General features: G+C 59.9%; 16 protein-coding genes. 8 read left to right on the forward strand and 8 right to left on the reverse strand.

The window, feature by feature from the left end; translation table 11 throughout:
• The first annotated feature begins 50 nt into the window (after nt 1–50).
• Nucleotides 51–797, forward strand: coding sequence for a precorrin-4 C(11)-methyltransferase (gene cobM, locus AC1DIG_RS03625; protein WP_477766182.1), 747 nt, complete (start codon nt 51–53; stop codon nt 795–797).
• A 142-nt stretch (nt 798–939) separates the two neighbouring features.
• On the opposite strand, the gene nfuA is transcribed toward cobM, so the two are convergent.
• Complete coding sequence (gene nfuA, locus AC1DIG_RS03630; RefSeq protein WP_007946504.1) at nt 940–1,524, reverse strand: Fe-S biogenesis protein NfuA; 585 nt, start codon at nt 1,522–1,524, stop codon at nt 940–942.
• Between the two features lie 111 nt (nt 1,525–1,635).
• A complete protein-coding gene (locus AC1DIG_RS03635) occupies nt 1,636–3,927 on the reverse strand; it encodes a fatty acid cis/trans isomerase (protein WP_477766183.1) in 2,292 nt (763 codons plus the stop codon).
• Between the two features lie 155 nt (nt 3,928–4,082).
• Here AC1DIG_RS03635 and metH point away from each other — a divergent pair, with 155 nt between their 5' ends.
• On the forward strand, nt 4,083–7,793 hold the full coding sequence (gene metH / locus AC1DIG_RS03640) for a methionine synthase (RefSeq protein WP_477766184.1): 3,711 nt from the start codon (nt 4,083–4,085) through the stop codon (nt 7,791–7,793).
• 648 nt (nt 7,794–8,441) lie between these two features.
• Here metH and AC1DIG_RS03645 read toward each other — a convergent pair.
• Nucleotides 8,442–8,912, reverse strand: a complete 471-nt coding sequence (locus AC1DIG_RS03645) for a DUF1289 domain-containing protein (protein ID WP_427531569.1) — start codon at nt 8,910–8,912, stop codon at nt 8,442–8,444.
• 408 nt (nt 8,913–9,320) lie between these two features.
• Here AC1DIG_RS03645 and acnB point away from each other — a divergent pair, with 408 nt between their 5' ends.
• Complete coding sequence (acnB, locus tag AC1DIG_RS03650) at nt 9,321–11,921, forward strand: bifunctional aconitate hydratase 2/2-methylisocitrate dehydratase (RefSeq protein ID WP_427536645.1); 2,601 nt, start codon at nt 9,321–9,323, stop codon at nt 11,919–11,921.
• Between the two features lie 73 nt (nt 11,922–11,994).
• On the opposite strand, the gene AC1DIG_RS03655 is transcribed toward acnB, so the two are convergent.
• Nucleotides 11,995–13,635, reverse strand: coding sequence for a SulP family inorganic anion transporter (locus AC1DIG_RS03655; protein WP_477766185.1), 1,641 nt, complete (start codon nt 13,633–13,635; stop codon nt 11,995–11,997).
• 467 nt (nt 13,636–14,102) lie between these two features.
• Here AC1DIG_RS03655 and AC1DIG_RS03660 point away from each other — a divergent pair, with 467 nt between their 5' ends.
• From AC1DIG_RS03660 to AC1DIG_RS03670, 3 genes are all read left to right on the forward strand, one after another.
• On the forward strand, nt 14,103–14,987 hold the full coding sequence (locus AC1DIG_RS03660) for an alpha/beta fold hydrolase (protein WP_477766186.1): 885 nt from the start codon (nt 14,103–14,105) through the stop codon (nt 14,985–14,987).
• A gap of 116 nt (nt 14,988–15,103) precedes the next feature.
• Nucleotides 15,104–15,829, forward strand: a complete 726-nt coding sequence (sdiA, locus tag AC1DIG_RS03665) for a transcriptional regulator SdiA (protein WP_477766187.1) — start codon at nt 15,104–15,106, stop codon at nt 15,827–15,829.
• 30 nt (nt 15,830–15,859) lie between these two features.
• Entirely contained in the window at nt 15,860–16,522 is a 663-nt protein-coding gene (locus AC1DIG_RS03670; RefSeq protein ID WP_477766188.1) for an acyl-homoserine-lactone synthase, read from the forward strand.
• Here AC1DIG_RS03670 and AC1DIG_RS03675 read toward each other — a convergent pair.
• The gene (locus AC1DIG_RS03675; protein ID WP_054596780.1) at nt 16,504–17,784 is read right to left on the reverse strand and encodes a serine/threonine transporter; all 1,281 of its coding nucleotides are present in this window, start codon (nt 17,782–17,784) and stop codon (nt 16,504–16,506) included. The two genes, AC1DIG_RS03670 and AC1DIG_RS03675, sit on opposite strands and share 19 nt — an antisense overlap.
• 289 nt (nt 17,785–18,073) lie before the next feature.
• Between AC1DIG_RS03675 and AC1DIG_RS03680 the strand changes: the two genes are divergently transcribed.
• The gene (locus tag AC1DIG_RS03680; protein WP_477766189.1) at nt 18,074–18,457 is read left to right on the forward strand and encodes a tautomerase family protein; all 384 of its coding nucleotides are present in this window, start codon (nt 18,074–18,076) and stop codon (nt 18,455–18,457) included.
• 204 nt (nt 18,458–18,661) lie between these two features.
• Nucleotides 18,662–19,612: a 2-hydroxyacid dehydrogenase gene (locus AC1DIG_RS03685; RefSeq protein ID WP_477766190.1), complete on the forward strand. Its 951-nt coding sequence runs from the start codon at nt 18,662–18,664 to the stop codon at nt 19,610–19,612.
• Between the two features lie 16 nt (nt 19,613–19,628).
• On the opposite strand, the gene tssA is transcribed toward AC1DIG_RS03685, so the two are convergent.
• Genes tssA through AC1DIG_RS03700 form a run of 3 tightly spaced genes read right to left on the reverse strand, consistent with a single transcriptional unit; the run spans nt 19,629 to nt 25,311 of the window.
• A complete protein-coding gene (gene tssA / locus AC1DIG_RS03690) occupies nt 19,629–20,732 on the reverse strand; it encodes a type VI secretion system protein TssA (protein ID WP_477766191.1) in 1,104 nt (367 codons plus the stop codon).
• Nucleotides 20,729–24,547 carry a type VI secretion system protein gene (locus AC1DIG_RS03695; RefSeq protein WP_477766192.1) on the reverse strand — a complete coding sequence of 1,273 codons (3,819 nt, stop codon included), beginning with the start codon at nt 24,545–24,547 and terminating at the stop codon, nt 20,729–20,731. Before AC1DIG_RS03695 ends, tssA begins: the two co-directional genes overlap by 4 nt.
• A complete protein-coding gene (locus AC1DIG_RS03700; protein WP_477766193.1) occupies nt 24,544–25,311 on the reverse strand; it encodes a DotU family type IV/VI secretion system protein in 768 nt (255 codons plus the stop codon). Before AC1DIG_RS03700 ends, AC1DIG_RS03695 begins: the two co-directional genes overlap by 4 nt.
• Nucleotides 25,312–25,322: the final 11 nt, after the last annotated feature.

The following is a 25,322-nucleotide window of genomic DNA, read 5'->3' on the forward strand; positions in this document are numbered from 1 at the left end:
GCAATCTTCATCTGAAGCCTTGCTTTGACAATTTTTCACAGGAGCCGGCCATGACCGTCTACTTCATTGGCGCAGGTCCCGGCGACCCGGAACTGATCACCGTCAAGGGCCAACGGCTGATTCGCAGCTGCCCGGTGATCATCTACGCCGGCTCGCTGGTGCCTGAAGCCGTACTGCAAGGCCATCAGGCCGAACAGGTGGTCAACAGCGCCGAATTGCACCTGGAACAGATCATCGAACTGATCGGAATCGCCCATGGCAAAGGCCAGAATGTGGCGCGCGTGCATTCCGGCGATCCGAGCCTGTATGGGGCGATCGGCGAACAGATTCGTCACCTGCGCGAGCTGAATATCCCGTTTGAAATCATCCCCGGCGTCACCGCCACCGCTGCTTGCGCAGCGTTGTTGGGCGCCGAGCTGACGCTGCCGGACATCTCGCAAAGCGTCATCCTGACCCGCTATGCCGACAAGACCGCGATGCCGCCAGGCGAAGAATTCAGCAGCCTGGCCCGGCATGGCGCGACCATGGCGATTCATCTGGGAGTCAATCACCTGGAGAAAATCGTTGCTGAGCTGCTGCCGCATTACGGCGCAGACTGCCCGATTGCGGTGGTGCATCGGGCCAGTTGGCCGGATCAGGATTGGGTGGTGGGAACGCTGACAGACATCGCCGAAAAGGTTCAGGCCAAGGGATTTCGACGTACGGCGCTGATTCTGGTGGGTCGGGTGTTGGGCAGTGACACCTTTGGCGAGTCGTCTCTGTACCGCGCCGGGCATGCGCATTTGTATCGCCCGTAGTCCCTCATCGCGAGCAAGCTCGCTCCCACAGGGGATACGCGGTCAAATGTGGGAGCGAGCTTGCTCGCGATGGCGTCAGTGAATTTCACCCATAAAAAAACGGCGCTCACGGGCGCCGTTTTTTCATGTCGCAGCGAACACCTTAGTAGTAGGCGTTTTCTTTCTGCGTGTGGTCGGTCACGTCACGTACACCTTTGAGCTCGGGAATACGCTCAAGCAGCGTGCGCTCGATGCCTTCCTTCAAGGTCACGTCAGCCTGGCCGCAGCCCTGGCAGCCGCCACCGAACTTCAGCACGGCGATGCCGTCTTCAACCACATCGATCAGGCTGACCTGACCGCCGTGGCTGGCCAGCCCCGGGTTGATTTCGGTTTGCAGGTAGTAGTTGATGCGCTCGTTGACCGGGCTGTCGGCGTTGACCATCGGTACTTTGGCGTTTGGTGCCTTGATGGTCAGTTGGCCGCCCATGCGGTCAGTGGCGTAGTCGACCACCGCATCGTCCAGGAACGCTTCGCTGAACGAGTCGATGTAAGCGGTGAAGCTTTTGAGCCCCAGCGCCGTGTCTTCAGGTTTTTCTTCGCCCGGCTTGCAATAGGCAATGCAGGTTTCGGCGTATTGAGTGCCAGGCTGGGTGATAAAGACCCGAATGCCGATCCCCGGGGTGTTCTGCTTGGAGAGCAGATCAGCCAGATAATCGTGGGCGGCGTCGGTAATAGTAATGGCGGTCATGGAAGTTCCTCGCAGGCTTGCGCGCAGTTTACGCCAATCAACGCGCCGGACAAAGTCCCAGTATTTTTGTCGGGAAAGATCCGCTCGCCACCAGGGCGACCGGCTGCTAGATCACAGGTTTTCATAGCGATTCATGTCCAGTACGCCCTCTTCCACCGGATCCGTCTCGTGGATATACCGGCTCAAATCGTGGAAATACTGCCAGAACTGCGGGTGGCTGCGACGAATGCCCCAGTGCTCGACGATTTTCTCGAAGCCCTGGGCATCCTTGGCATTCTCCATTTCAGTGACAAACGCCGGCACTTGTTCAGCGGGAATGTTGAACATGAAGTTCGGGTAGCTGCTGAGCACACCGGGATAAATGGTCAAGGTGTCCAGCCCCGGCTGATAGCGCAATGCCTCGCCGAGCAGGAACGCCACGTTGCTGTGGGCACGGTTGCGCAGCAGGCTGTACACCTCGCGCTTGCCGCTGCGAGTTTCAATGCGCAGCATCGTCGCTTCCGGCAACTGATCGATCACCTTGAGCCCGGCCGCCGGACGAGCGGTCAGGCGGCTCAACGCCTGCTCGGCGTTCTGCAAGGCCGGATCGATATTGGGCCGTGAGCAATAAGCCCCGTCGCAGCGGTTGATCGGATCAGGCCTGTCGTTCAGGTCACCGTAACGCATCAGCAATTGCTGGGCGAAGTCGCGTTTCGGGTCTTTCTCGTCGAGTTTCAGCGCAGTCGGCTTATCGTTGTCGATGCTTTCGTAATCCAGCCACATCTTGAATTTGCCGCTGCTCTGGTACCAGTCGTCCAGATACCCGTCGCGTGAATCGGCCGGCATCAAGCGCAGGAAGTTCTGCTCGGCGCCGTTGCGGATCAGGTCGAAATACAACCGGGTCTGCGCCTGATGGGAAACGTTGCCGAAGACGTCGAAGTTGACCGCCAACTGATAATAAGTGCGCTCCAGCAACGGGTAGTCGAATAGCCACATGGTCTGTGGCACCTCACCGATCAACCCCTTGCTCACCGAGGCACTGTCAAAATGCCGGAAGATGCTCAGCAAGGCGTTGTCGTTACCGGCCCACAAGGTCGACCAACTCGGCGCGTGTACTTGGGCGTAGGTGTCACGCCGCAAGGCTTCGTACTCGTTACGCTTGTCGCGGTAGGCATGCCACAGGCTCAACACGCTGCCGACATCGTCATTCTGGCCGGGCATGGCCAGCAACGGTGTGGCCTTGCCGCGATAACTCGGATCGGTGATGTACAGGTCGTGTTCCGGCGCCTGGAAGAACGCCCAGAAGTTGTCGCGGATCACGTCGGTGGCGATCTGCCCGCGACAGACCGGGCCACGGATAAAGGTGCGCACGAAGTACTCGGCGTTATCGAGCATGAACTGATAACGGGCCTGGGCCGGAATTGCCTGGAAGGTCTCGAACGGGTTGGCCCGACGCTCCGGGCCATAACCGGGCAAGGCGTGGACCTGCCAGTTGCCGTTGTAGAACAGGGTCTTGATCCTGGCCATTTTCGCCGGGCTCAGCGGATAAGTGATGTGCGTCTTGTGCACGATCACCCCTTGCACCGGCCACAAGCGGTAATACACCTGGGTGCCCGGATCATCGTTCGGGCGACGGCTGTTGATCAGGTCGATCGGTTGGCCCGTCGGTGTACGCGAACGCACCCACTGAAAGAAGTGCCCCGGCTCACCGTCCTTGAAGTAGATATGCGCCAGAAACCAGTGCTCGAACAACCAGCGTGCCACCAGACTTTCACGGGCGCCCGGGGCGTTGAGCAGGTTTTCCCACTGCACCACCTGCAAGGCTTCCCTGGCGCTGGGGACCAGGCCTTGCTGGTCGATTGGCGCACCGGAGGCCAGCCAGCGTTGCAGCGTCTGGTATTGCTGATCGGTCAGCCCGGTCACCGCCAGCGGCATCCCTTCTTTCGGATGGGCACCGGCATAGGCCTCGAACTCCCCCGGCATCGGGCACATGTTCTCGCGCTCAAGCCCCAGCACAATCTCTTCCGGCAACTTGGCGTTAGGTTGCAGCGGCGTCCGGTGGCCGAGTTCAAGCATGCGTGCCATCAGCGCCGCCTGACTGCCCTGCGCATCGAGTACCGAGTAGAAGTCCTTGCGTTGCCAGGCGGCTTTGCCGAAGGCGTCATAAAACAGCCGTGTCGGCTCCGACGCCTTGCTGCGTTCACCGGCGTAGACCGGGGTCTTGTTCGCACCACGCGCTGCCCCCTCGCCACTGCCCAGATTGAGCTGACAGGCGGCGTCGTAGCAGGCATGGCAGGCCACGCATTTTTCAGTGAAGATCGGTTGAATGTCGCGGGTATAGGAAATCGTCGGCGCCGTGCCTTGTGCTGTGGCGGCACTGCTTATAAGCAGCACAAAGAGGCTGATGAAAACGCGATACGACATATCCCTGGTCCCGATCATGAAAAAACGTCGCGATTCTACCGTCCTGGCCCGCTCATCAACATGAGCGATATTCATGCAAAAGCAGCTCATGCTCCAATAGCGCACAGGTTTGCTATCATCCCAGCCCTTCGTAATGGCCTTACCAGGTAGTCCCAATGTCCGATCGCAGTGCTCGCCTACACGTCCTCAAGCAAGCCCTCAAAGAGCGCATCCTGATTCTCGATGGCGGCATGGGCACAATGATCCAGAGCTTCAAGCTCGAGGAGCAGGACTACCGTGGCAAACGCTTTGCCGACTGGCCAAGCGACGTCAAGGGTAACAACGACTTGCTGGTACTGAGCCGCCCGGACGTGATCGGGGCGATCGAGAAGCAATACCTGGATGCCGGCGCCGACATTCTGGAAACCAACACCTTCAACGCCACCCAGGTATCCCAGGCCGACTACGGCATGCAGGGCCTGGCGTACGAGTTAAACGTAGAAGGCGCGCGCCTCGCACGCAAGGTGGCAGACGCCAAGACCCTCGAAACCCCGGACAAGCCACGTTTTGTCGCCGGTGTCCTGGGCCCGACCAGCCGCACCTGCTCGCTGTCGCCGGACGTGAACAACCCTGGCTACCGCAACGTGACCTTCGATGAACTGGTGGAGAACTACACCGAGGCCACCAAAGGCCTGATCGAAGGCGGCGCCGACCTGATCCTGATCGAAACCATTTTCGACACTTTGAACGCCAAAGCCGCGATCTTCGCCGTGCAAGGGGTGTTCGAGGAAGTCGGTTTCGAATTGCCGATCATGATCTCCGGGACCATCACCGATGCCTCCGGCCGCACCCTGTCCGGCCAGACCACCGAAGCCTTCTGGAACTCCATTGCCCACGCCAAGCCGATTTCCGTCGGCCTGAACTGCGCCCTTGGCGCCCGTGAACTGCGTCCGTACCTGGAAGAGCTGTCGAACAAGGCCAGCACCTATGTGTCGGCGCACCCGAACGCCGGCCTGCCGAATGAATTCGGTGAATACGATGAACTGCCGGCGCAAACCGCCAAGGTCATCGAAGAATTCGCCCAAAGCGGCTTCCTGAACATCGTCGGCGGCTGCTGCGGCACCACGCCGGGACACATCGAGGCCATCGCCAAAGCCGTCGCCGGTTACGCGCCACGGCAGATTCCGGACATCCCCAAGGCTTGCCGCCTGTCGGGCCTGGAGCCGTTCACCATCGATCGCAGCTCGTTGTTCGTCAACGTCGGCGAGCGGACCAACATCACCGGTTCCGCCAAATTCGCCCGCCTGATCCGTGAAGACAACTACACCGAAGCGCTGGAAGTCGCCCTGCAACAGGTCGAAGCCGGTGCACAGGTGATCGACATCAACATGGACGAGGGCATGCTCGATTCGAAGAAGGCCATGGTGACCTTCCTCAATCTGATCGCTGGCGAGCCGGACATCTCCCGCGTGCCGATCATGATCGACTCGTCGAAATGGGAAGTGATCGAAGCCGGCCTCAAGTGCATCCAGGGCAAGGGCATCGTCAATTCCATCAGCATGAAGGAAGGCGTCGAGCAGTTCATTCATCACGCCAAACTGTGCAAGCGCTACGGCGCGGCCGTGGTGGTGATGGCCTTCGACGAAGCCGGCCAGGCCGACACCGAAGCGCGCAAGAAGGAGATCTGCAAACGCTCCTATGACATTCTGGTCAACGAAGTCGACTTCCCGCCGGAAGACATCATCTTCGACCCGAACATCTTCGCCGTCGCCACCGGTATCGAAGAGCACAACAACTACGCGGTCGACTTCATCAACGCCTGCGCCTATATCCGTGACGAACTGCCCTACGCACTGACCTCGGGCGGCGTGTCCAACGTGTCGTTCTCGTTCCGTGGCAACAACCCGGTGCGTGAAGCGATCCACTCGGTGTTCCTGCTGTATGCGATCCGCAACGGCCTGACCATGGGTATCGTCAACGCCGGCCAACTGGAGATCTACGACCAGATCCCGGCCGAGCTGCGCGATGCCGTCGAAGACGTAATCCTCAACCGCACCCCGGACGGCACCGACGCCCTGTTGGCGATTGCCGACAAGTACAAGGGTGATGGCAGCGTCAAGGAGGCCGAGACCGAAGAATGGCGCAGCTGGGACGTCAACAAGCGTCTGGAGCACGCGCTGGTCAAAGGCATCACCACGCACATTGTGGAAGACACCGAAGAATCCCGGCAGTCCTTTGCCCGGCCGATCGAGGTCATCGAAGGCCCGCTGATGTCCGGCATGAACATCGTTGGCGACCTGTTTGGCGCCGGCAAGATGTTCCTGCCGCAGGTGGTGAAGTCCGCCCGCGTGATGAAGCAGGCGGTGGCGCACCTGATCCCGTTCATCGAACTGGAAAAAGGCGACAAGCCGGAAGCCAAGGGCAAGATCCTGATGGCTACCGTCAAGGGCGACGTCCACGACATCGGCAAGAACATCGTCGGCGTGGTGCTCGGCTGTAACGGCTACGACATCGTCGACCTCGGCGTGATGGTCCCGGCGGAGAAAATCCTGCAAGTGGCCAAAGAGCAGAAGTGCGACATCATCGGCCTGTCCGGCTTGATCACGCCTTCGCTGGACGAGATGGTCCACGTGGCTCGCGAGATGCAGCGCCAGGATTTCCATCTGCCGCTGATGATCGGTGGCGCAACCACCTCCAAGGCGCACACGGCGGTGAAGATCGAGCCCAAGTACAGCAACGACGCGGTGGTCTACGTCACCGACGCTTCACGCGCCGTCGGCGTGGCGACGCAGTTGCTGTCCAAGGAACTGAAGGCCGGTTTCGTCGAGAAAACCCGCGAGGAATACATTGAAGTCCGCGAGCGCACCGCCAACCGCAGCGCCCGCACCGAGCGCCTGAGCTACCCGGCGGCGATCGCCAAGAAGCCGCAGTTCGACTGGAGTTCTTACGAACCGGTCAAGCCGACGTTCACCGGCGCCAAGGTGCTGGACAACATCGACTTGAAGGTGCTGGCCGAGTACATCGACTGGACACCGTTCTTCATCTCCTGGGACCTGGCCGGTAAATTCCCGCGCATCCTCCAGGACGAAGTGGTCGGCGAAGCCGCCACCGCGCTGTACGCCGACGCTCAGGAAATGCTCGCCAAACTGATCGACGAGAAGCTCATCAGCGCCCGTGCGGTGTTTGGCTTCTGGCCGGCCAATCAGGTGCACGACGATGACCTGGAAGTCTATGGCGACGACGGCAAGCCGTTGGCCCGCTTGCATCACCTGCGCCAGCAGATCATCAAGACCGACGGCAAGCCGAACTTCTCCCTGGCCGACTTCGTCGCGCCGAAAGACAGCGGCATTACCGACTATGTCGGTGGTTTCATCACCACCGCCGGGATCGGCGCCGAAGAAGTCGCCAAGGCCTACCAGGACGCTGGCGACGACTACAACTCGATCATGGTCAAGGCGCTGGCCGACCGACTGGCCGAGGCCTGTGCCGAATGGCTGCACCAGCAGGTTCGTAAAAACTACTGGGGTTATGCCAAGGACGAGGCCCTCGACAACGAGGCGCTGATCAAGGAGCAATACACCGGCATCCGCCCTGCCCCGGGCTATCCGGCCTGCCCGGACCACACCGAGAAAGGCACTCTGTTCTCGTTGCTGGATCCTGAAGCCAGCGAAATGCACGCCGGTCGCAGCGGGGTGTTCCTCACCGAACACTACGCGATGTTCCCGGCCGCCGCCGTCAGCGGCTGGTACTTCGCCCATCCACAGGCGCAGTACTTTGCCGTCGGCAAAATCGACAAGGATCAAGTGCAAAGCTACACCGCTCGCAAAGGCCAGGAGCTGAGCGTGAGTGAACGCTGGTTGGCGCCGAACCTGGGGTACGACAACTAAGGATCAAAAGATCGTCCGAGCGCGGCCCGAACCTGCGGCAGCTACGACTATCACCAGTGGCGCTCCCCACCACTCAACAGGCCGAGCGTTAGCTCGCCTGCCGCTGTTGATCTTGATCCACCCGCCCCTTCGGGAGGCCGAGTGGAGGCGTTCATCAGGGGGTGGGCGCGCAGCGCCGTACGGCGCAGCCGGACACATCGAGAGGAGGTCGTCGCGAAGCAGACCGTAGGCGATGCCCCCTGATGAATGCCGGAATGAGGGTACACCGAGCCTAGGCGAGGTGCCGGACGCTTGGGGCGAGACCTTTTGGGTACTTTTGGGGCGTTTGCCAAAAGTGCCTCGCCGTAAGGGCGAAACCCTAGGTGGCCGTTACCGCAGAAATGGATATGTACACCTGCGGGAGATTGGCCGGCTATCAGGCCGCCATCGCAGGCAAGCCAGCTCCCACAGGTTTGATTGGGGTACATCCGCAAGAGGCTGGTCGGCTGTCAGGCCGCCATCGCAGGCAAGCCAGCTCCCACAGGTTTGATTGGGGTACATCCGCAAGAGATAGGTCGGCTGTCAGGCCGCCTTCGCAGGCAAGCCAGCTCCCACAATTTTGATTGGGGTACATCTGTAAGAGGCTGGTCGGCTGTCAGGCCGCCAGGATCAACCGCCAAACGCATCCTTCAGGAAACCCGGCGCGATATAGCGCTGGTAATGCGCTTCCGACAGCAGGAAAAACTCCCGATCAATGGCATCACGCAACTCCGGCAGATTCCAGTCGCGAAACTCCGGCAACAACACCATCCCGTAGGCCTCCAGATTATTGATGACCCGCGCCCCCCGGGCGATCAACTGGTATGCCCAGCAATACTCCGACTGATGCGGCACAAAACGGATCTTGCGCTGCTCCAGCTGCTCACGCAGGCGCCAAGGATCGAAAATCTCGATTTTCCCGGCCATCACCTGCACCAACAACTGCTCAAGACGCAGCCAGACAGCGCGCTTTTCTTCCTCGTTGTAACCGTTCCAGTGAATCACTTCATGGTGGAAACGCTTGCAGCCGCGGCACACCAGATCACCGTAAACAGTGGAACAGAGGCCGACGCAGGGAGTCTTGATGGTTTGATTGGGCATAGGTAAGCAGAACGCGAGAAAGCAAAACAGGTCGGCATGTTAGCCCTTTGTCTAACATTCATCACCCCTCAAAGTTCAGGGGCTAACTTACCTTTAATTTTTTTTTGCCGTAGAATCAGCCAGCCTTTTAAGGCGCCAATGTCCGTTAGAAGCTGTTTTCAAAGCGTCACGAGCACAGTCGTTCCTTCAGAGCGGTGTTGGCGAAGGGTTTTTCCAGCGGGGAAAAACTCAGCGCCAACCCTCATCAGCTCCCCGTTCTGCAGGCGTAAAACTTTGAAAGCAGCTTCTGTAAGGAATTGTCGGTAATTCTGGCTAAGCGGCCCACAACGCCACGCAGCGCATGAGTACGGCAATTTCGGGATGAGCGTCCCGGACACCCATTTGGGACCACTGATGAGGGTAATAACTGTGCTTGAAGCCTACCGCAAACATATCGAAGAGCGTGCAGCACTGGGTATCGTTCCCCAGCCGCTTAACGCCGAACAAACTGCAGGCCTGGTTGAGCTGCTGAAGAATCCTCCTGCTGGCGAAGAAGCTTTCCTCGTTGACCTGATCACCAATCGCGTTCCGCCTGGAGTGGACGAAGCAGCCTATGTAAAGGCCGGCTTCCTGTCTGCGTTGGCCAAAGGCGAAGCCACTTCTCCCCTGATCGACAAAAAGCGCGCGGTTGAACTGCTTGGCACCATGCAAGGCGGCTACAACATCGTGACCCTGGTTGACCTGCTCGACTCCGCCGAACTGGCCGCCGTCGCTGCTGCGCAACTCAAGCACACCCTGCTGATGTTCGATGCTTTCCACGACGTCGCGGAAAAAGCCAAGAACGGCAACGTTCACGCTCAAGGCGTACTGCAATCCTGGGCTGACGGCGAGTGGTTCAAGAACCGCCCGGTTCTGGCCGACAAGATCAGCCTGCGCGTGTTCAAGGTCACCGGCGAAACCAACACCGACGACCTGTCCCCTGCTCCTGATGCCTGGTCGCGTCCAGACATCCCGCTGCACGCCCTGGCCATGCTGAAAATGGCCCGTGACGGCATCGTGCCGGACGAGCAAGGCGTTACCGGTCCGATGAAACAGATCGAAACCATGCGCGGCGAAGGTTTCCCGATCGCCTACGTCGGCGACGTAGTGGGTACCGGTTCTTCGCGTAAATCGGCAACCAACTCGGTGCTGTGGTTCTTCGGCGACGACGTTCCTTACGTGCCGAACAAGCGTGCTGGCGGTTTCTGCTTCGGCAGCAAAATCGCTCCGATCTTCTACAACACCATGGAAGATGCCGGCGCACTGCCAATCGAATTCGACGTGACCAACATGAACATGGGCGACGTGATCGACCTGTACCCTCATGCTGGCAAAGTCTGCAAACACGGCACTGATGAAGTCCTGACCACCTTCGAAATGAAGACCCCGGTCCTGCTCGACGAAGTCCGTGCTGGCGGTCGTATCCCGCTGATCATCGGCCGTGGCCTGACCGAGAAGGCGCGTGCCGAGCTGGGTCTGCCACCGTCCGACCTGTTCAAGAAGCCGGAAGCTCCAGCTGAAAGCACCAAGGGCTTCACCCTGGCGCAGAAAATGGTCGGCAAGGCGTGCGGCGTAGCTGGCGTTCGTCCAGGTACCTACTGCGAACCGAAAATGACCACCGTCGGCTCCCAGGACACCACTGGCCCGATGACCCGTGACGAACTGAAAGACCTGGCGTGCCTGGGCTTCTCGACCGATCTGGTAATGCAGTCCTTCTGCCACACCGCGGCCTATCCAAAGCCGATCGACGTCACCACTCACCACACCCTGCCAGACTTCATCATGACCCGCGGCGGCGTTTCCCTGCGTCCGGGCGACGGCATCATCCACAGCTGGCTGAACCGCATGCTGCTGCCGGACACCGTCGGCACCGGTGGTGACTCGCACACCCGTTTCCCGATGGGCATCTCGTTCCCGGCCGGTTCCGGCCTGGTCGCGTTCGCCGCAGCCACTGGCGTGATGCCACTGGACATGCCGGAATCGATCCTGGTGCGCTTCAAAGGCAAAATGCAACCGGGCGTCACTCTGCGTGACCTGGTTCACGCCATTCCTTACTACGCGATCCAGGCTGGCCTGCTGACCGTAGAGAAGAAAGGCAAGAAGAACGCCTTCTCCGGCCGCATCCTGGAAATCGAAGGCCTGGACAACCTGAGCATCGAACAAGCCTTCGAGCTGTCCGACGCTTCGGCTGAACGTTCGGCTGCCGGTTGCACCATCAAGCTGTCGAAAGAGTCGATCACCGAGTACCTGAGCTCCAACATCACCCTGCTGCGCTGGATGATCGGCGAAGGCTACGGCGATGCGCGTACCCTGGAGCGTCGTGCTCAAGCGATGGAAGCCTGGATCGCCAACCCTGAGCTGATGGTTGCCGATGCTGACGCCGAATACGCTGAAATCATCGAAATCGACCTGAACGACATCAAGGAGCCTGTGCTCTGCGCACCGAACGATCCGGACGACGCCCGTCTGCTGTCCAGCGTTGCTGGCGAGAAGATCGACGAAGTGTTCATCGGTTCGTGCATGACCAACATCGGTCACTTCCGCGCTGCCGGTAAACTGCTGGATCAGGTCAAGGGTCAGCTGCCAACCCGTCTGTGGCTGTCGCCGCCGACCAAGATGGACGCTCACCAACTGACCGAAGAAGGCTACTACGGCATCTACGGCAAGGCTGGCGCGCGCATGGAAATGCCGGGCTGCTCGCTGTGCATGGGTAACCAGGCTCGCGTTGAACCGAACTCCACCGTAGTGTCGACCTCGACCCGTAACTTCCCGAACCGTCTGGGCGATGGCGCCAACGTCTACCTGGCTTCGGCCGAGCTGGCGTCGGTGGCTTCGATCCTGGGTCGCCTGCCGACCGTCGAGGAGTACATGGCCTACGCGAAAGAAATCGACACCATGGCCAGCGATGTCTATCGCTACCTGAGTTTCGACCAGATCGCCGAGTTCCGTGAAGCTGCAGCGAACGCCAACATCCCGGTCGTTCAAGCCTAACGTTACAACGCCATGAAAAACGCCGCGCATCGTAAGGTGCGCGGCGTTTTTTTATGCCCCAAGGTTTTTGCCCTTACGCGCTGAGCGCCTCCTGCACTGCGCCGTCGACGCTCAAATCGCAGAGCGTAACCTGCGCACGCTCAGCCTCCGGTAGCGCCGAGAGAGCCGCTTGCGCCTCAAGCTTGAGACGCGCCAACACCAGACGCTTGCCTTCGTTGCGTACCCGCAAGAAAAACTCCTGCAACGCCTCGATGCTGGTGCCGTCCAGGTCCGGCGACTCTTCCAGGCTGAGAATCACCGTGTGAATCGGCGTTTCAGAGTGCCGAATCAAGTGCAATGCACCGCCGAGAATTCGCTCCGCGTTAGCAAAGAACAGCGCTTCGCCCGGTCGGACAATCAGCATCCCCGGCACAGCCTTGGCCAATGGATGACGTTGCATGTCGACAAAGTCGTGCCCGGCGCCGATATGCCCGAGAATCTGGATATCCGCCGCTGACATTTGCTTGAGCATCAGCAGCACACTGATCGCCACCGCCACCAGCAAACCGTCCAGCACCCCCAACACCAACACGGCCGCCACGGCGCAGATCACCAGCAGGCGATCACGTCGCCAGACGAAATAGCGCCCCAACGGTTGCAGGCTCAAGCCACGGCCTAGCGCATGCATGACGATCGCGGCCAATATCGGCTCAGGGGTCAAGGCAATATAAGGCAACACCGTCAGGACAATGATCAGCACCACCAGCGCTGCCACGCCACCGGCCAAACGCGACGTCGCACCGGCAGCCTCATTCGCGGACGTCGCGGAATACCCCGCCCCTGCCGGCATCCCGTGAAACAGCCCGGACAGCAGGTTCGACGCCCCCAACGCCAGCAAATCCCGGTTCGAGGACACCCGATCACCGTGCTTGAGTGCGAAGGAGCTGATCGAGCCGTAGGACTCCGCATACAGGATCATCACCATGGCAAAGCCCAGTTCCCCCAGGCGCAACCAATCGGCAAAGGGCAGCGCCGGCAGTTTCGGAACCTCCAGGCCAAGATCGATAACCCCGATCAGCCTGACTCCGTAGGCCGGCAGATTCAGCCATTGCCCTGCCGCGATGCCGATGACTACCACCAGCAAGCCACCCGGCAAGCGCCGGAACCGCCCAAACAACCACAACAAGGCCAGCGCGACTGCGGCCACACCGACGGCAGCCCAGTTCCACTGAGGCAGTTGCTCCAGCAACTGCGGCAAAAAGCGAATCAGATTGCCGTCACTCAAGTGCACGCCGACCACGCTGGCGAGCTGTTTAAGGATGATCGTCAGCGCCAGGCCAAAGGCAAAGCCGCGCAATACCGGCTTGGCGATGAACGACGTCACACTGCCCAGCTTGAACAACCCGGCCAGCAAAAAGAACGCGCCGGTCACCAGTACCAGTCCGATGGCCAGGCTTGCACGAAGTTGCGGGTCACCATTGGCCAGTGTCGCCGTGGCGGCCGCCAGCACGGCGGCTGACGAAGAGGTTGCGGAAACAATGGCGAACCGGCTGGTGCCAAACAGTCCGTAGCAGAGCAAACCGGCGAACAGCGCTATAACCCCGGCCTGAGGCGCCAGGGCGGCAATACTTGAGTACGCGACAGCCTCTGGCAGCAACAGACCGGCAATCGACAGACCGGCCAACAGGTCCTGCCAGCGATTCGGGCTCTCAGGTGTGGTGCTGGACGAAGTCATCGGTGGCTCAGTCGGCAATCAGGTGTCTCCAGACAAACGATTCCAAGCCGGTCAAATCATCGACAACGGCACAAAACAGTAATACCTGTCAGTTAAGGCACAAACCTGTGGGAGCGAGCTTGCTCGCGATGACGGCATAACATTCAACATCAATGTTGACTGACCCACCGCTATCGCGAGCAAGCTCGCTCCCACATGGATTGCGCTTAACTGACTGGCATTGGCCCATCACGTTGTTTTTCAAGCACAAGCGTAGTCGTTAATCAGCCGTTGGTCACTGCCTTGAACACCTCGACCTGGGGTTGCGCAGCTGCATTTCCAGCAGCGCCCGGCAACGCGCCCTACCAGATCAGGTAGTTGTCCGGAAGCTGAGTGCTTGTTAAAAATCGTCCAACCGTTCCACCCCGAACAGGTTTGTGCGGCCTGACGATTGCGCGCTTTGCGAAGTCAATGCTGGAGAAGTTGTGATGTCGAGTGACCATTGGGTAATCAATAACGTATTCAAGCACTACCGGATCTACGTTGAACGAGTCGGCAACGACCCACGTCGCAAAACCGTGATGCTGGTCAATGGTGCGCTGGCGACTACCGCGGCGTTCGCCCGAACCAGCAGATGCCTGGCGGAGCATTTCAATGTCGTGCTGTTCGATCTGCCGTTTGCCGGTCAGTCACGTCCGCACAATCCGGATCAAGAGTTGGTCAGCAAGGAAGATGAAGTCGGGATTCTGCTGGCGCTGATCGAACGCTTTGAGGTCAATCACCTGGTGTCGACCTCCTGGGGTGGCATTTCGACCTTGCTGGCCCTCGCGCATAACCCGCCGAGCATCATCAGCTCGGTGGTCACCTCGTTCGCTCCTGTCCTCAACCGCGCCATGCTCGACTACGTGAAGCGGGCCCAGGCGCTGATTGAACGTAATGACGCATCAGCCATTGGTCATCTGATCAACGATACCGTCGGCAAACACTTGCCGCCGCGCTTGAAAGTCTCCAATCACCAGTACCTGGCTTCGCTGGCCAGTGCCGAATTCCGGCAAGCGCGCTTCCATATCAATCAGGTGTTGAACCTCAATGGAAGCGGCTATCTGCAGCGATTCAGCGACATTGCCAGTCCCGTTCATTTCCTCAATGGCAGCCTGGACGAATACACCACCGCCGAAGATGCACTGCAATTTCAACACTACGTTGCCGCTTGCAGCTTTTCGGTGATCGCAGACACCGGGCACTTCCTGGACCTGGAATCGATAGACTCGGCGGCACGGGTGCATAGCGCACTGTTAGGGCATTTGCTCGATCGCCCGGCTGAACCGGTGCAAACGCAGCGGTCCAATGTCATCCGGTTCCACTACGCCTGAAAACGCCAGAAAGCCGGGCCAGAGCGCTTGCGATGGTCATAAAGGTGTCATTAAACATTGACAGCGAGTCGTCGTGGACTAGATTCCCTCCTGTGCACGGAATCAAGGCGACTGCCATGGAAAGGGATAGAGATTTCATGCAATGGTGGAATGACCTGCGCATGAAAATACTCGAGCAACAAGAAGCGCCCGGGATTTTTGCGCTTCTGGAACAGGAAGTTCAGCAACTGGGTTTTGATTACTACGCTTATGGAGTACGCCATTCGATCCCCTTCACCCGACCCAAAACCGAGATCTACGGTTCTTACCCCCAGCAATGGATGGAGCATTACCACCAGCAAAACTATGCCGCGATCGATCCTTCGATCCTCAATGGATTGCGCTCCAACCAACTGATCGTGTGGAACGATGCACTCTTCGACCGCAGCTCCAACCTATGGCATGAAGCCCAGGACTGGGGTCTGCGCGTCGGGCTGACCGTGCCCGCCCACGCGCCGAACAACTCACTGTGCGTACTCTCGGTTGCGCGCGAACAAACGGCGGTTGCCGAGGCGCAGTACGAGGAAATCCGCTTGCGCCTGCGCTGCGTCATCGAGTTGGTGAGCTCACGACTCGGCGACATCGCTCACTCTCAGACACTCGGCGAAACCATCGAGCTCAGCCAACGCGAGCGGGAAATCCTGCAATGGACCGCAGACGGCAAAAGCTCCGGTGAAATTGCGCTGATCCTTGGCATCTCGGTGAATACCGTTAATTTTCATCTGAAGATCGTTCAGAAGAAGTTCGGTGCTTCCAACAAAACCCTGGCGGCTGCCTATGCGGCGGTGCTCGGGTTGATCTGAACCCTCACACCACGATAAGGATATCGACCCATGATCACCGTGATTACACGGCACCATCACGAACTCTCCCCCGGCCTGCATGACGACCTGGGCCGCTACCGGCACAAGGTCTTCATCAAGCACCTTGGCTGGCAGCTTGAGACCTCCAGCGCATTGCCAGGACGCGAATTCGACCAGTTTGACCACAACGAAACGCGTTACATCATCGCCCTTGACCCACAGCAACATGTCCACGGCTGCGCCCGGCTGTTGCCGACCACCGAGCCATATCTGCTGTCTGAGGAATTTGCCTTTCTTTGCGACCAACCCGCACCACGGCGCAACGACGCCTGGGAAATATCGCGTTTTGCCGCCAGTGCGCTCGAACAGGGGAAACTGCCAATGCGGGTGTTCTGGCACACTTTGAACATGGCCTGGGAGCTGGGCGCGAACGAAGTGGTCGCGGTCACCACGCCGGCACTGGAGCGTTACTTCTTGCGTAATGGCGTGCTGCTGAGACGTCTCGGCCAACCGCAACGGGTGAACCAGGACCACGTCGTCGCCCTGAGCTTTGCGGCGTACCAAAAAAACGGCCGCGCTGCGCTTCTCGCGCAGTCAGCGGCCGTTACTTCGTTGAATCAGGCGTTTATGCGTAATGGCCCGGTCCGGGCTTTCCGGACCGAGCCGTTACGGGGTCAGGCTGTCAGCGAGTAGATCAGCGCCGAAATCGCCACCAGGCCCACCAGCGTCACGAAGACGTTGGAGGCCTGGCCGCGATAACGCGCCATTGCCGGTACCTTGCGGATCGCGTACATCGGCATCAGGAACAGAATCGCTGCGATGACCGGGCCACCGAGGGTTTCGATCATCCCCAGGATGCTCGGGTTCAGTGTGGCGACGATCCAGCAGACCACCAGCATGAACGCTGCGGTCATACGGTCCAGGGTCTTCGGTGCCGGACGACGACCGCTCTTGACGATCAGCCCCTTGAGACCTTCGCTGGCGCCGATGTAGTGGCCCAGGAACGACTTGGAAATCGCCACGAACGCAATCAACGGCGCGGCGAACGCGATTGTCGGGTTGCTGAAGTGGTTAGCCAGGTACGACAGGATCGACAGGTTCTGCGCCTTGGCCTCGGCCAGTTGTGCGGGCGACAACGTCAGCACGCAACTGAAGACGAAGAACAGCACCATCACCACCATCAGGGTGTGAGCGCGGGAGAGGATTTGCGAGCTGCGCTCTTCGGCGTGCGCGCCATAACGACGCTTCTGGTCCACCGCAAAGGCCGAGATGATCGGCGAGTGGTTGAACGAGAACACCATCACCGGAATCGCCAGCCACAGCGTGTGCAGCAATGCCGAAGGCTCGGGCAAGGTGCTCGCGGTTTCGAGAATGCCGCCGTTCCAGTGCGGAATCAGGAACACCGCCAGAAACAGCAGCGCCACGATGAACGGGTACACCATCAGGCTCATGGCCTTGACAATCATCTGCTCGCCGCAGCGCACCACGGCCAGCAGACCGAGGATCAACACGAACGACAGAATCGCCCGCGGAGGCGGCATGATGTGCAACTGGTGCTCGAGGAAACTGCCCACGGTGTTGGTCAGGGCAACGCTGTAGATCAGCAGGATCGGAAAGATCGCGAAGAAGTACAGCAAGGTGATCAGGGCGCCGGCCTTGATCCCGAAATGCTCTTCTACGACTTCGGTGATGTCTGCCCCCGCGCGACCGGATAGCACGAAGCGGGTCAGGCCACGGTGCGCGTAAAAGGTCATGGGGAACGCCAACAACGCCAGGATCAACAGCGGCCAGAAACCGCCGAGGCCTGCGTTGATCGGCAAAAACAGGGTACCCGCACCAATCGCCGTGCCAAACAGGCCCAGCATCCAGGTGGTGTCATGGCGATTCCAGCTGCTGAGGCTTGCTGGTGCCGCCGCTTCATAGCGTTCATCAACGCTATTGGCCTGATCATTCATCCGGTCGGATCTCCGCATTCCGGTCACTTGCCACTCGGTCAGGACGAGTCAGAAAAAGCTGACAGGCAGCGCCCTGGCCGAAACAGGGGCGCGATTGTCCGGGATTAATGAGCAGAAGCAAAGACTTAGCTGAGGAGTGGTTGTACGGATCAGATGCTCGGAAATGGCTTTGCGCGCCACAACCCACAAAATCCGCCGGCTGAACGCGAGAAATCCGAAGAAGCTGCTTGAATCAATGTGTTAACGACGCCAGGCAACACGCCCGGCTACAACCTGACGGAGTAATCCCATGCCTCTCGTTCGTGTCGACATCAAAAAACACCAGGATCCCACTTACGCCAAACGTGTCGGCCAACTGATCTACGCGGCCATGCGCAGCGCCATCGGCGTGCCCGAACACGATAATTTCCAGATCCTTGCCGAACATGACGAGCTGCACTTCATCTTTGATCCGGTCTACCTGGGCATCAACCGCAGCGACAATCTGGTGATCATTCAGATCAGCCTGAACGAGGGGCGCACCCTGGAGCAGAAAAAGCTGCTGTACAAGACCATCGCCGAAAGCCTCAACTCGGAGTTGGCGGTTCGGATGGAAGATGTCTTCATCAATCTGGTGGAGGTCAGGAAAGAGAACTGGTCATTCGGCAATGGGATCGCTCAATACGCGAACTGAGCCTACTCAAGAATCGTCTTATGACTTCATTGACATGCTTCCTGAATCCACAGCATCCGCCAGGATAGTGAACACAGCGGACGCCTGGTTCTGATGCGGTCCTTTGATCTTGCTTCTATTATTGGTAATTGCCAAACCACTCGGTAGTCAGCAATCTGAACCGATATTCGAGCCCCGACATTCCAATGCCTACAGGAGCCCAGCATGACTGCAACCGTACTGGTACTGGTTGAAACCATTAACGACTACCTGCCGATTCTCGAACATCAAGGCTTCCACCTGATTCTCGCCCCCACCCCCGCCGAGCGTGCCCAGGCCATCGCCAGTCACCGCGGGCAGATCGACGCCGTGCTGACGCGTGGCCCGCTGGGGCTGTATGCCGATGAAATGGCCGCGCTGCCGAACCTGAAAATCATCTGCGTGATCGGTGCCGGTTACGAGCAGGTCGATCTGCAAGCCGCCAGCGACCGGGGCATTGCCGTCACCAATGGCGCTGGCGTAAACGCCTCGTCGGTAGCCGACCATGCGATGGCCTTGTTGCTGTCGCTGGTGCGTGACATCCCACGGTGCGACGCAGCGGTACGACGCGGGGAATGGCCGAAGATCATGCGCCCGTCACTGGCCGGCAAGCGCCTGGGTGTTCTGGGGCTGGGCGCCGTCGGCATGGCCATTGCCAAACGTGCCGCCAATGGCTTTGACATGACGGTGAGTTACCACAGCCGCCAGTTGCTCAGCGACGTCCCCTACGACTTTTGCTCGACGCCCACCGAACTGGCTCGGGCCTCTGACTTTCTGATCGTGTGCACGCCCGGCGGCATCGGCACGCAGCACCTGGTCAACAAGCAGGTGCTGGATGCCTTGGGCCCCCAGGGTTTTATCGTCAACATTGCCCGCGCCAGCGTGGTTGCTACCGGTGACCTGATTAGCGCACTCGAACAACGGCGGATTGCCGGTGCCGCGCTCGATGTATTCGATGAAGAGCCTCAGGTACCGGATGTGCTCAAGGCATTGAGCAACGTGATCCTCACGCCACATGTGGCCGGCCTGTCACCGGAAGCAACCAAGGGAACCGTTGAACTGGTCGGGCAGAACCTGATGGCGTTTTTCTCCGATCGTCCGGTGTTGACGCCCATCAAGTTGCCCGAGCCGCTCTGAGAGGACCTTGCGACGTTTAGAGCACCCCCAATAACGTCCACAGTCGGCGCGACTCCGCGTCAGCCGATATCAACTCGCCCAGCAGTTCACTCAGCGGTTTATTGCCCCACTCCACCCCGCGCCTGATCAAGTAAGGCACCGGGCTATGGGGCTCGGTTCGCGCCAGGTACTCGGCAATCAGCAGCAACTGTCGATAAGCCTCTTCGCGACTCACCGGCTCGCGCAGTGCCTGTTGGGCTGGCGCAGGCTCTGGCTCCAGAGTGTGTTGTGGCGCCTGGACCTGCGGTGGCTCGACCGGGGCCTGGGTGGGTTGACGTGGATGCATGGCGATGAACTCCTGAACGAGCGTCAACAGCGCCTCGATGATGTCCTGCAATGACTTGTAGCCTGGCGCCTGATTGCCCAGGTAGGCATCACTCCAGTCCTCCAGCCGTTGCAGATGCTGCAAGCTCAGCAACAGGCTGCCTTGGCTGCGCAACCAGAAGGACAGCGGTGTCGCACGAATCTGTTCGGTGAGTTTTTTCTGCTCGTTGCGCGCGGTTTCAGCTGAGGTTTTTGCGGCCTTGGTGTCATTGACCATCACCTGCTGCACTTGCAAGCGCCGCCAGTCATCCAGGCAAAAATCCGCAAATTCGCTGGTGCGCGTGTCGAACAGCGGCACCCGGGTGAGCAGGATTTCGCTGTAGCGTCGCGCCAGCCATTCGAGAGGAATCACCCGCCACGACTGATCGCCCTCCTCGGCCTGAGGGTGAAGTTGCTCGGGGTAGCGCTCGCATAAACCCGCCACCAGCGCCAGGCTGCCCGGCAATCCTTCCAGGCCGTCCAGATGTAACCATGCCTCGCCGAGCCAGGCACTGAGCATCAAGTCCTTGCTGCGCTCCAGCAGCAAGCGGGTGGCGAGTCTTGCCTGTTCCGGCCATTGGGCACGCTTGATCGACGACTGCCAGACCCCTGTCGGCAAACTGGTATCGTCCTCGCGGCGCAGCTCGCGCAACTGATCGAACTCAGGCTCATAGCGCAGGTCCTGGCCACAGGGCGCTTCATCGCTGATCGGTTCGAGTAGCTGTGCGATCAACTCCGGCAGCGAAGGGGGAAATGGCGATAGCGACGGCAGACTCACAAGCCCTCCTCGTTCGTCACGATGGCCGCCGTCGAACCCGTCGAGACAAAGGGTGAACGCGGCGCACGGGTCGGCAACGGTTGAATGGACAACGGCAGTTTTGATCCCTGAGTCATCCATGACAGGCGCATGAACATCTGTGTCGGCTCCTCAATGCTGGTGCTCGCGGCGACCGGCAAGCGCAAGGTCAGTGGAAACTCCGTGTAGTCCATGCTCGGCTGGCGCTGATTCGACTGGTGCGAACGCATCAGCCGCAACAACGACCAAGGGCCACCGTACTCCCAGCCAGCCTCCAGATCCCTGATCACCAGGTTCGGTTGCAACGGGTCGCTGACCGGCCGCTGCGGACCATTCCGGGCCCAGCGCAACGTCAACCTGACGGGCTGGCCGACCATCCAGCGCAGGTTCTGCTGCGCCTCGCCGGGGTAGCTGATCTGTTGATTGCCGGCATTAAAGCCCCAGGCAATGACCTGATCGGCGCCGTGCTCTTCCTCGCGATCAGTGCGCCAGCGCACATCCATCTCCACCCCGAGAATGCCGCTTTTATCTCGCACAAACAGCGGCCCGAGCCAGGTGCTGGCCTGCTTCAAGCGATTGAGAAAGTCCTCGGCGGCCAACCGTTCCGGTGTCCGGCTGAGCTGCAAACCGGCTTGCGCCACCGGCAGGCGCTTGTCGATCAACTCCAGCAAATGCTGGACCCTCGCCGGGTCGGCATCAGTCACCTGCGTGCCATTGGAGAACGGAAAACGCTCGGCCAGGTACTGATTGAAATAGTTGGCCAGGTCGTTCCACGCCGCCGAAGCCTGTTGCTGCTGCAGCGACTGGCAGCGTTGCATCGCGGTTTGCTGCAGCTCCTGGGCCCTCAGGGCAAGCGTCCCACGACCGCCGGAAAGGTTGGCGGTTTGCAGGATTTGTGCGCAGGACCCGGCATCCATGTCGATGAAGTCCCGGCTCACCAACTGTTCGATCTGCGCCGCAGAACTGGCAGGATTCTGCTCCTTGTACTTGAGCAGTTCATCATTCAAGGCACTGAACTGCACAACCCGTTCGTAATCCAGTCCCGACAGATTCTGCTGCTGGACCTTCAGCCACTCCAGTGCCGACGTACGTTGTTCGGTAATACCCAACATGGTGTTGAACTGCTGCTTGAGGCTCAGCTTCAGGTCCTGCACGTCACTGGCTCCGTACAACTGCAAGCCGAGGTTTTTCGAACCATCCCAGCGCGCAATACTGGTCCTTTCGCTGAACAGCGGCTGGGCGATTATTTCGTTCAGGCCACTGGCGACCTCGGCCAACGCCCGGCGGTTGAGCGCGTTCTGCAAACGGGTGGCCAGGTCACTGCGGCGTAACTCGACAAAGGCTTTCTGCAACGCCACCGCCTGCGAGGCCTGCACATTGAACCCTGTGCCTTGCTGCACCTGGCCCCCCTGTTCCTCCAGGCTGAGCCACATCGCCTTGGCCGCCGCCCCTTCCGCCGCCTGAAGCAGCGCGCCCCGGTAGGCTGGCGGGATACGTGGCAACTCTTCGCTGGCGTAGCTTTTGTAACTGGCGAAGTAATTCAACGCACTGTTGAGACCATCACTGTCGGCGTTCTGCCCCTGTGAAGCACTGAGATTGGAATCGTCCTGACGCAGTGCGATGGCCACAAAATCGCGCTTGAACAACGCCTGCACGGCGTTGTCCAGCTGACTGACATGCTCTTGCAACGCCAGTTGTCCGCTGCCTTGCTGAACCAGCAAATTGCCACGCGAGCCGGCCTGGGCAATCCATTGATCACGAAAGCTCTGCTGCAACTTCGACGCCTGCATGTCCAGTTGTTGCTCCAGTTGCGGCCCGAGCAAGGCGCTTTGCCGGACTTTATCCATCAGCTCGCGGTAGCCCGGCACCAGGTCCTGGCCCTTGCCTCGTCCCCACGCTGAGTTGGTCAAGCCAATCAATGCTTGCAGGTCATCAATCAGCGCTCTCAAGTCCTCGAGTTCGCTGAGTGAATTGCCACTGCCGGACTCCAGCCGCTCCAGGTGCAACTTCAGGTAACCGGCCTGACGCACGAAGTTGTCAGCCAGAAAGTACTGGTCCAGCCAGCGCTCCATCAGGCCTTCAAAATTCGTCGAGATGGTCGAGCGCTCCGTGCTCAGGTCCAGCGCTTTCAATCCGCTGGTGTCGGAATTGAGCAACACCCGGTTATAGAAGGCCGAGCGACGCAACGTGCCGACGTTGAGGTTCAGCGACAAGGCGTTATTGCTCAGCAGCACCAGGTCATCGAGCGGACTCCGGGGATTGTTCAACGCCTGATTGAACCACTGGTTCTGTTGTTCGAGACGCACCGCGCGCTCGACCAGTTCCTTGGCCTTGACGTAGTTCTGCCATTGCGCCGGGTCTTCGCTTTCCACGTTCACTCGGCGTTCGGTATTGCGGATCGCCTTGAGCTGCGCCAGGTCCGACACCAGCAACTCTTGCAGCGGCACCAGCAACTGCCGCTGGGCAGTGAGCCGCAGTTCGTCCTCCAGCTGCGCATCCAGCGAGGAAAACCAGGAGGTGGGAAAGACCACCGAGCTGAACGTCCAGCGCGGGGCTCGTTCCAGTACCCGCCAGAAACCCTCGACGTTACGTCGCGTCGGTTCCAGGCGATGGGCCTCATCCGTCACCGCGACATAATTTTTCTGCGCGCCTTGCAGCAACCGCGACAACTCATGGGCATCCTTGACCGAGTCGTGCCAGACCCAAACCATACCGATCGCCCAGACCAGACCGACCACCAGCGCCACCACGCCGGTCACCCGTTGCCAGCGTTGGCGCAACCGCAAAATCCGCGGTACGACCTGAGCCACACCGCGTTCGGCGACAATCCGGCGCTGCCACAACTGGCGGGCAAACGCGCTCTGCTGCAACACTGTGTCATAGGCCGAGAAGCTGTCTCGAGCCCCCTCTGGCGCTTGGTTGGCGGTGAAGTAGATCCCGCGAAAACGCGGCGCCTCGCCTTGTGCATTGCCCTGGAAAACCGGTTCAAGCAGAGTTTGCAGTGTGCGCCGCAGCGCTTCGAAACGGTCCGGCAAGGCAAACAACTCGCTGCTCAAATGCCCGGACAAGGCGCCGATCTCGATGATCGATTCAGACAATGCCCGGCTCACTTGATCCAGCGCCTGATCACTCCATTGCGATTGCCAGACCGCCTCAGGCGAATACGGCGACGACCAGCCCAGTGCACGCTCCTGCGCCTCGGCCGGCAATGCAGCAATCAACGCCTGAAAGCCCGGCAGCTCTTCCATCCCGGTAATGACCACGTACACCGGCAAGCTCAGACCAAAACGCTGCAACAGATCGATGAAGCGCCGCCGTGCCGCCAGACCGAGGCTGGCGGCCTGCTCCGGATCGCCCAGTTGACTGGCTGGCACGGTCCAGATCACCGCGTCCAGCGGCCGCTTGCTGCGCAGGCGCACAATCAACCCCAGCAGACGCCACCAGCCACCCCGCTGCAGGTTCAAGCCTTCATCAGGCAAAAACAGCGCCTGTGGCACCACCAGCACCGCACCCTCGGGGTCTGACCACCAGCGCCCGAACCAGGCCGGTTTGTCGGTGGGTTGCAAACGCCATTGGGCACACAGCTGGGTGCCCTGGGTTTCGTTGCCGAGCATCAGCAACCACGGAATCTGGTAGCGGTCCTGCGTGCCTTGCTCCTGCTCCATGTGCCGGACCGACAGGTAGAAACTGCGAATCGCCGCTCCGCTCTGGGTCCGCAACCACCATACCGCCACAAGCAATACCGCCAGCAGCAACAGCACCGCAACGACAGTCAAGACAATCCCCAGGGTACTCATGAGTCTTGCTCCTGGGCCGCGGCCATATCGGAAAGGTGCATGACCGGCTCGAGCTCTTGATGAATATCGCGCCAGAACATCTGCCCCAACCCGGTCATCAACAGCACGACACCCAGGATCGCCAACGCCAGACGAAAGCCGTCGGGTAGCGACAGACGCATGGGCAACTGCACGGGAGTCACTGCCGAAGGTTGCTCCAATCGGGTGCTGACATCGGCGTAATCGGGCTCGTGTTGCCAGGCAAACGCGAACAACGCCAACCGCCACTTCTCATGCTGGAGCTGGTTCTGCTCGCCGCGCAGACGCCCTTCAAAACCCAGTACCAGGCATTGCAAATAGACATTGGCCAGATCCCGGGTGGCCGGCACCTGGTCGTCGAGCAAAGCCTTGATCGCCAGTGGCAGCCGTTCGCCCGCCTGACGACTGGCGTACATCCGTGACTCCAACGGTTTGTCCTGCCAGCCGAGCTGCCCCGGCCAGGAAGTAAACAACAAGGTCTCGTCGATCAGCGCGACAAACGCATACACCACGGCGGTCACCTGTTCGGTGGCGGCATCACCGACTTTGGCAAATGCCGTTCGCCATAAACGCTGGGTAATCTGCGTGGAAAACTCGACGACGGCCTCGACCAACGCTTCATCGTCACTGTCTTTGGGCTGTTCGTTCCAGGCCTGCGACCACTCTTGCCAGGCCTGACGAAAAGCACTGCTCAGTGGCGCTTCGTGGAGGCCTCGTGCAGCGCTGCCGACGTTTCCTTCAGGCATGCGATTCCCCT

Source organism: Pseudomonas sp. 05N431 (assembly GCF_056397005.1).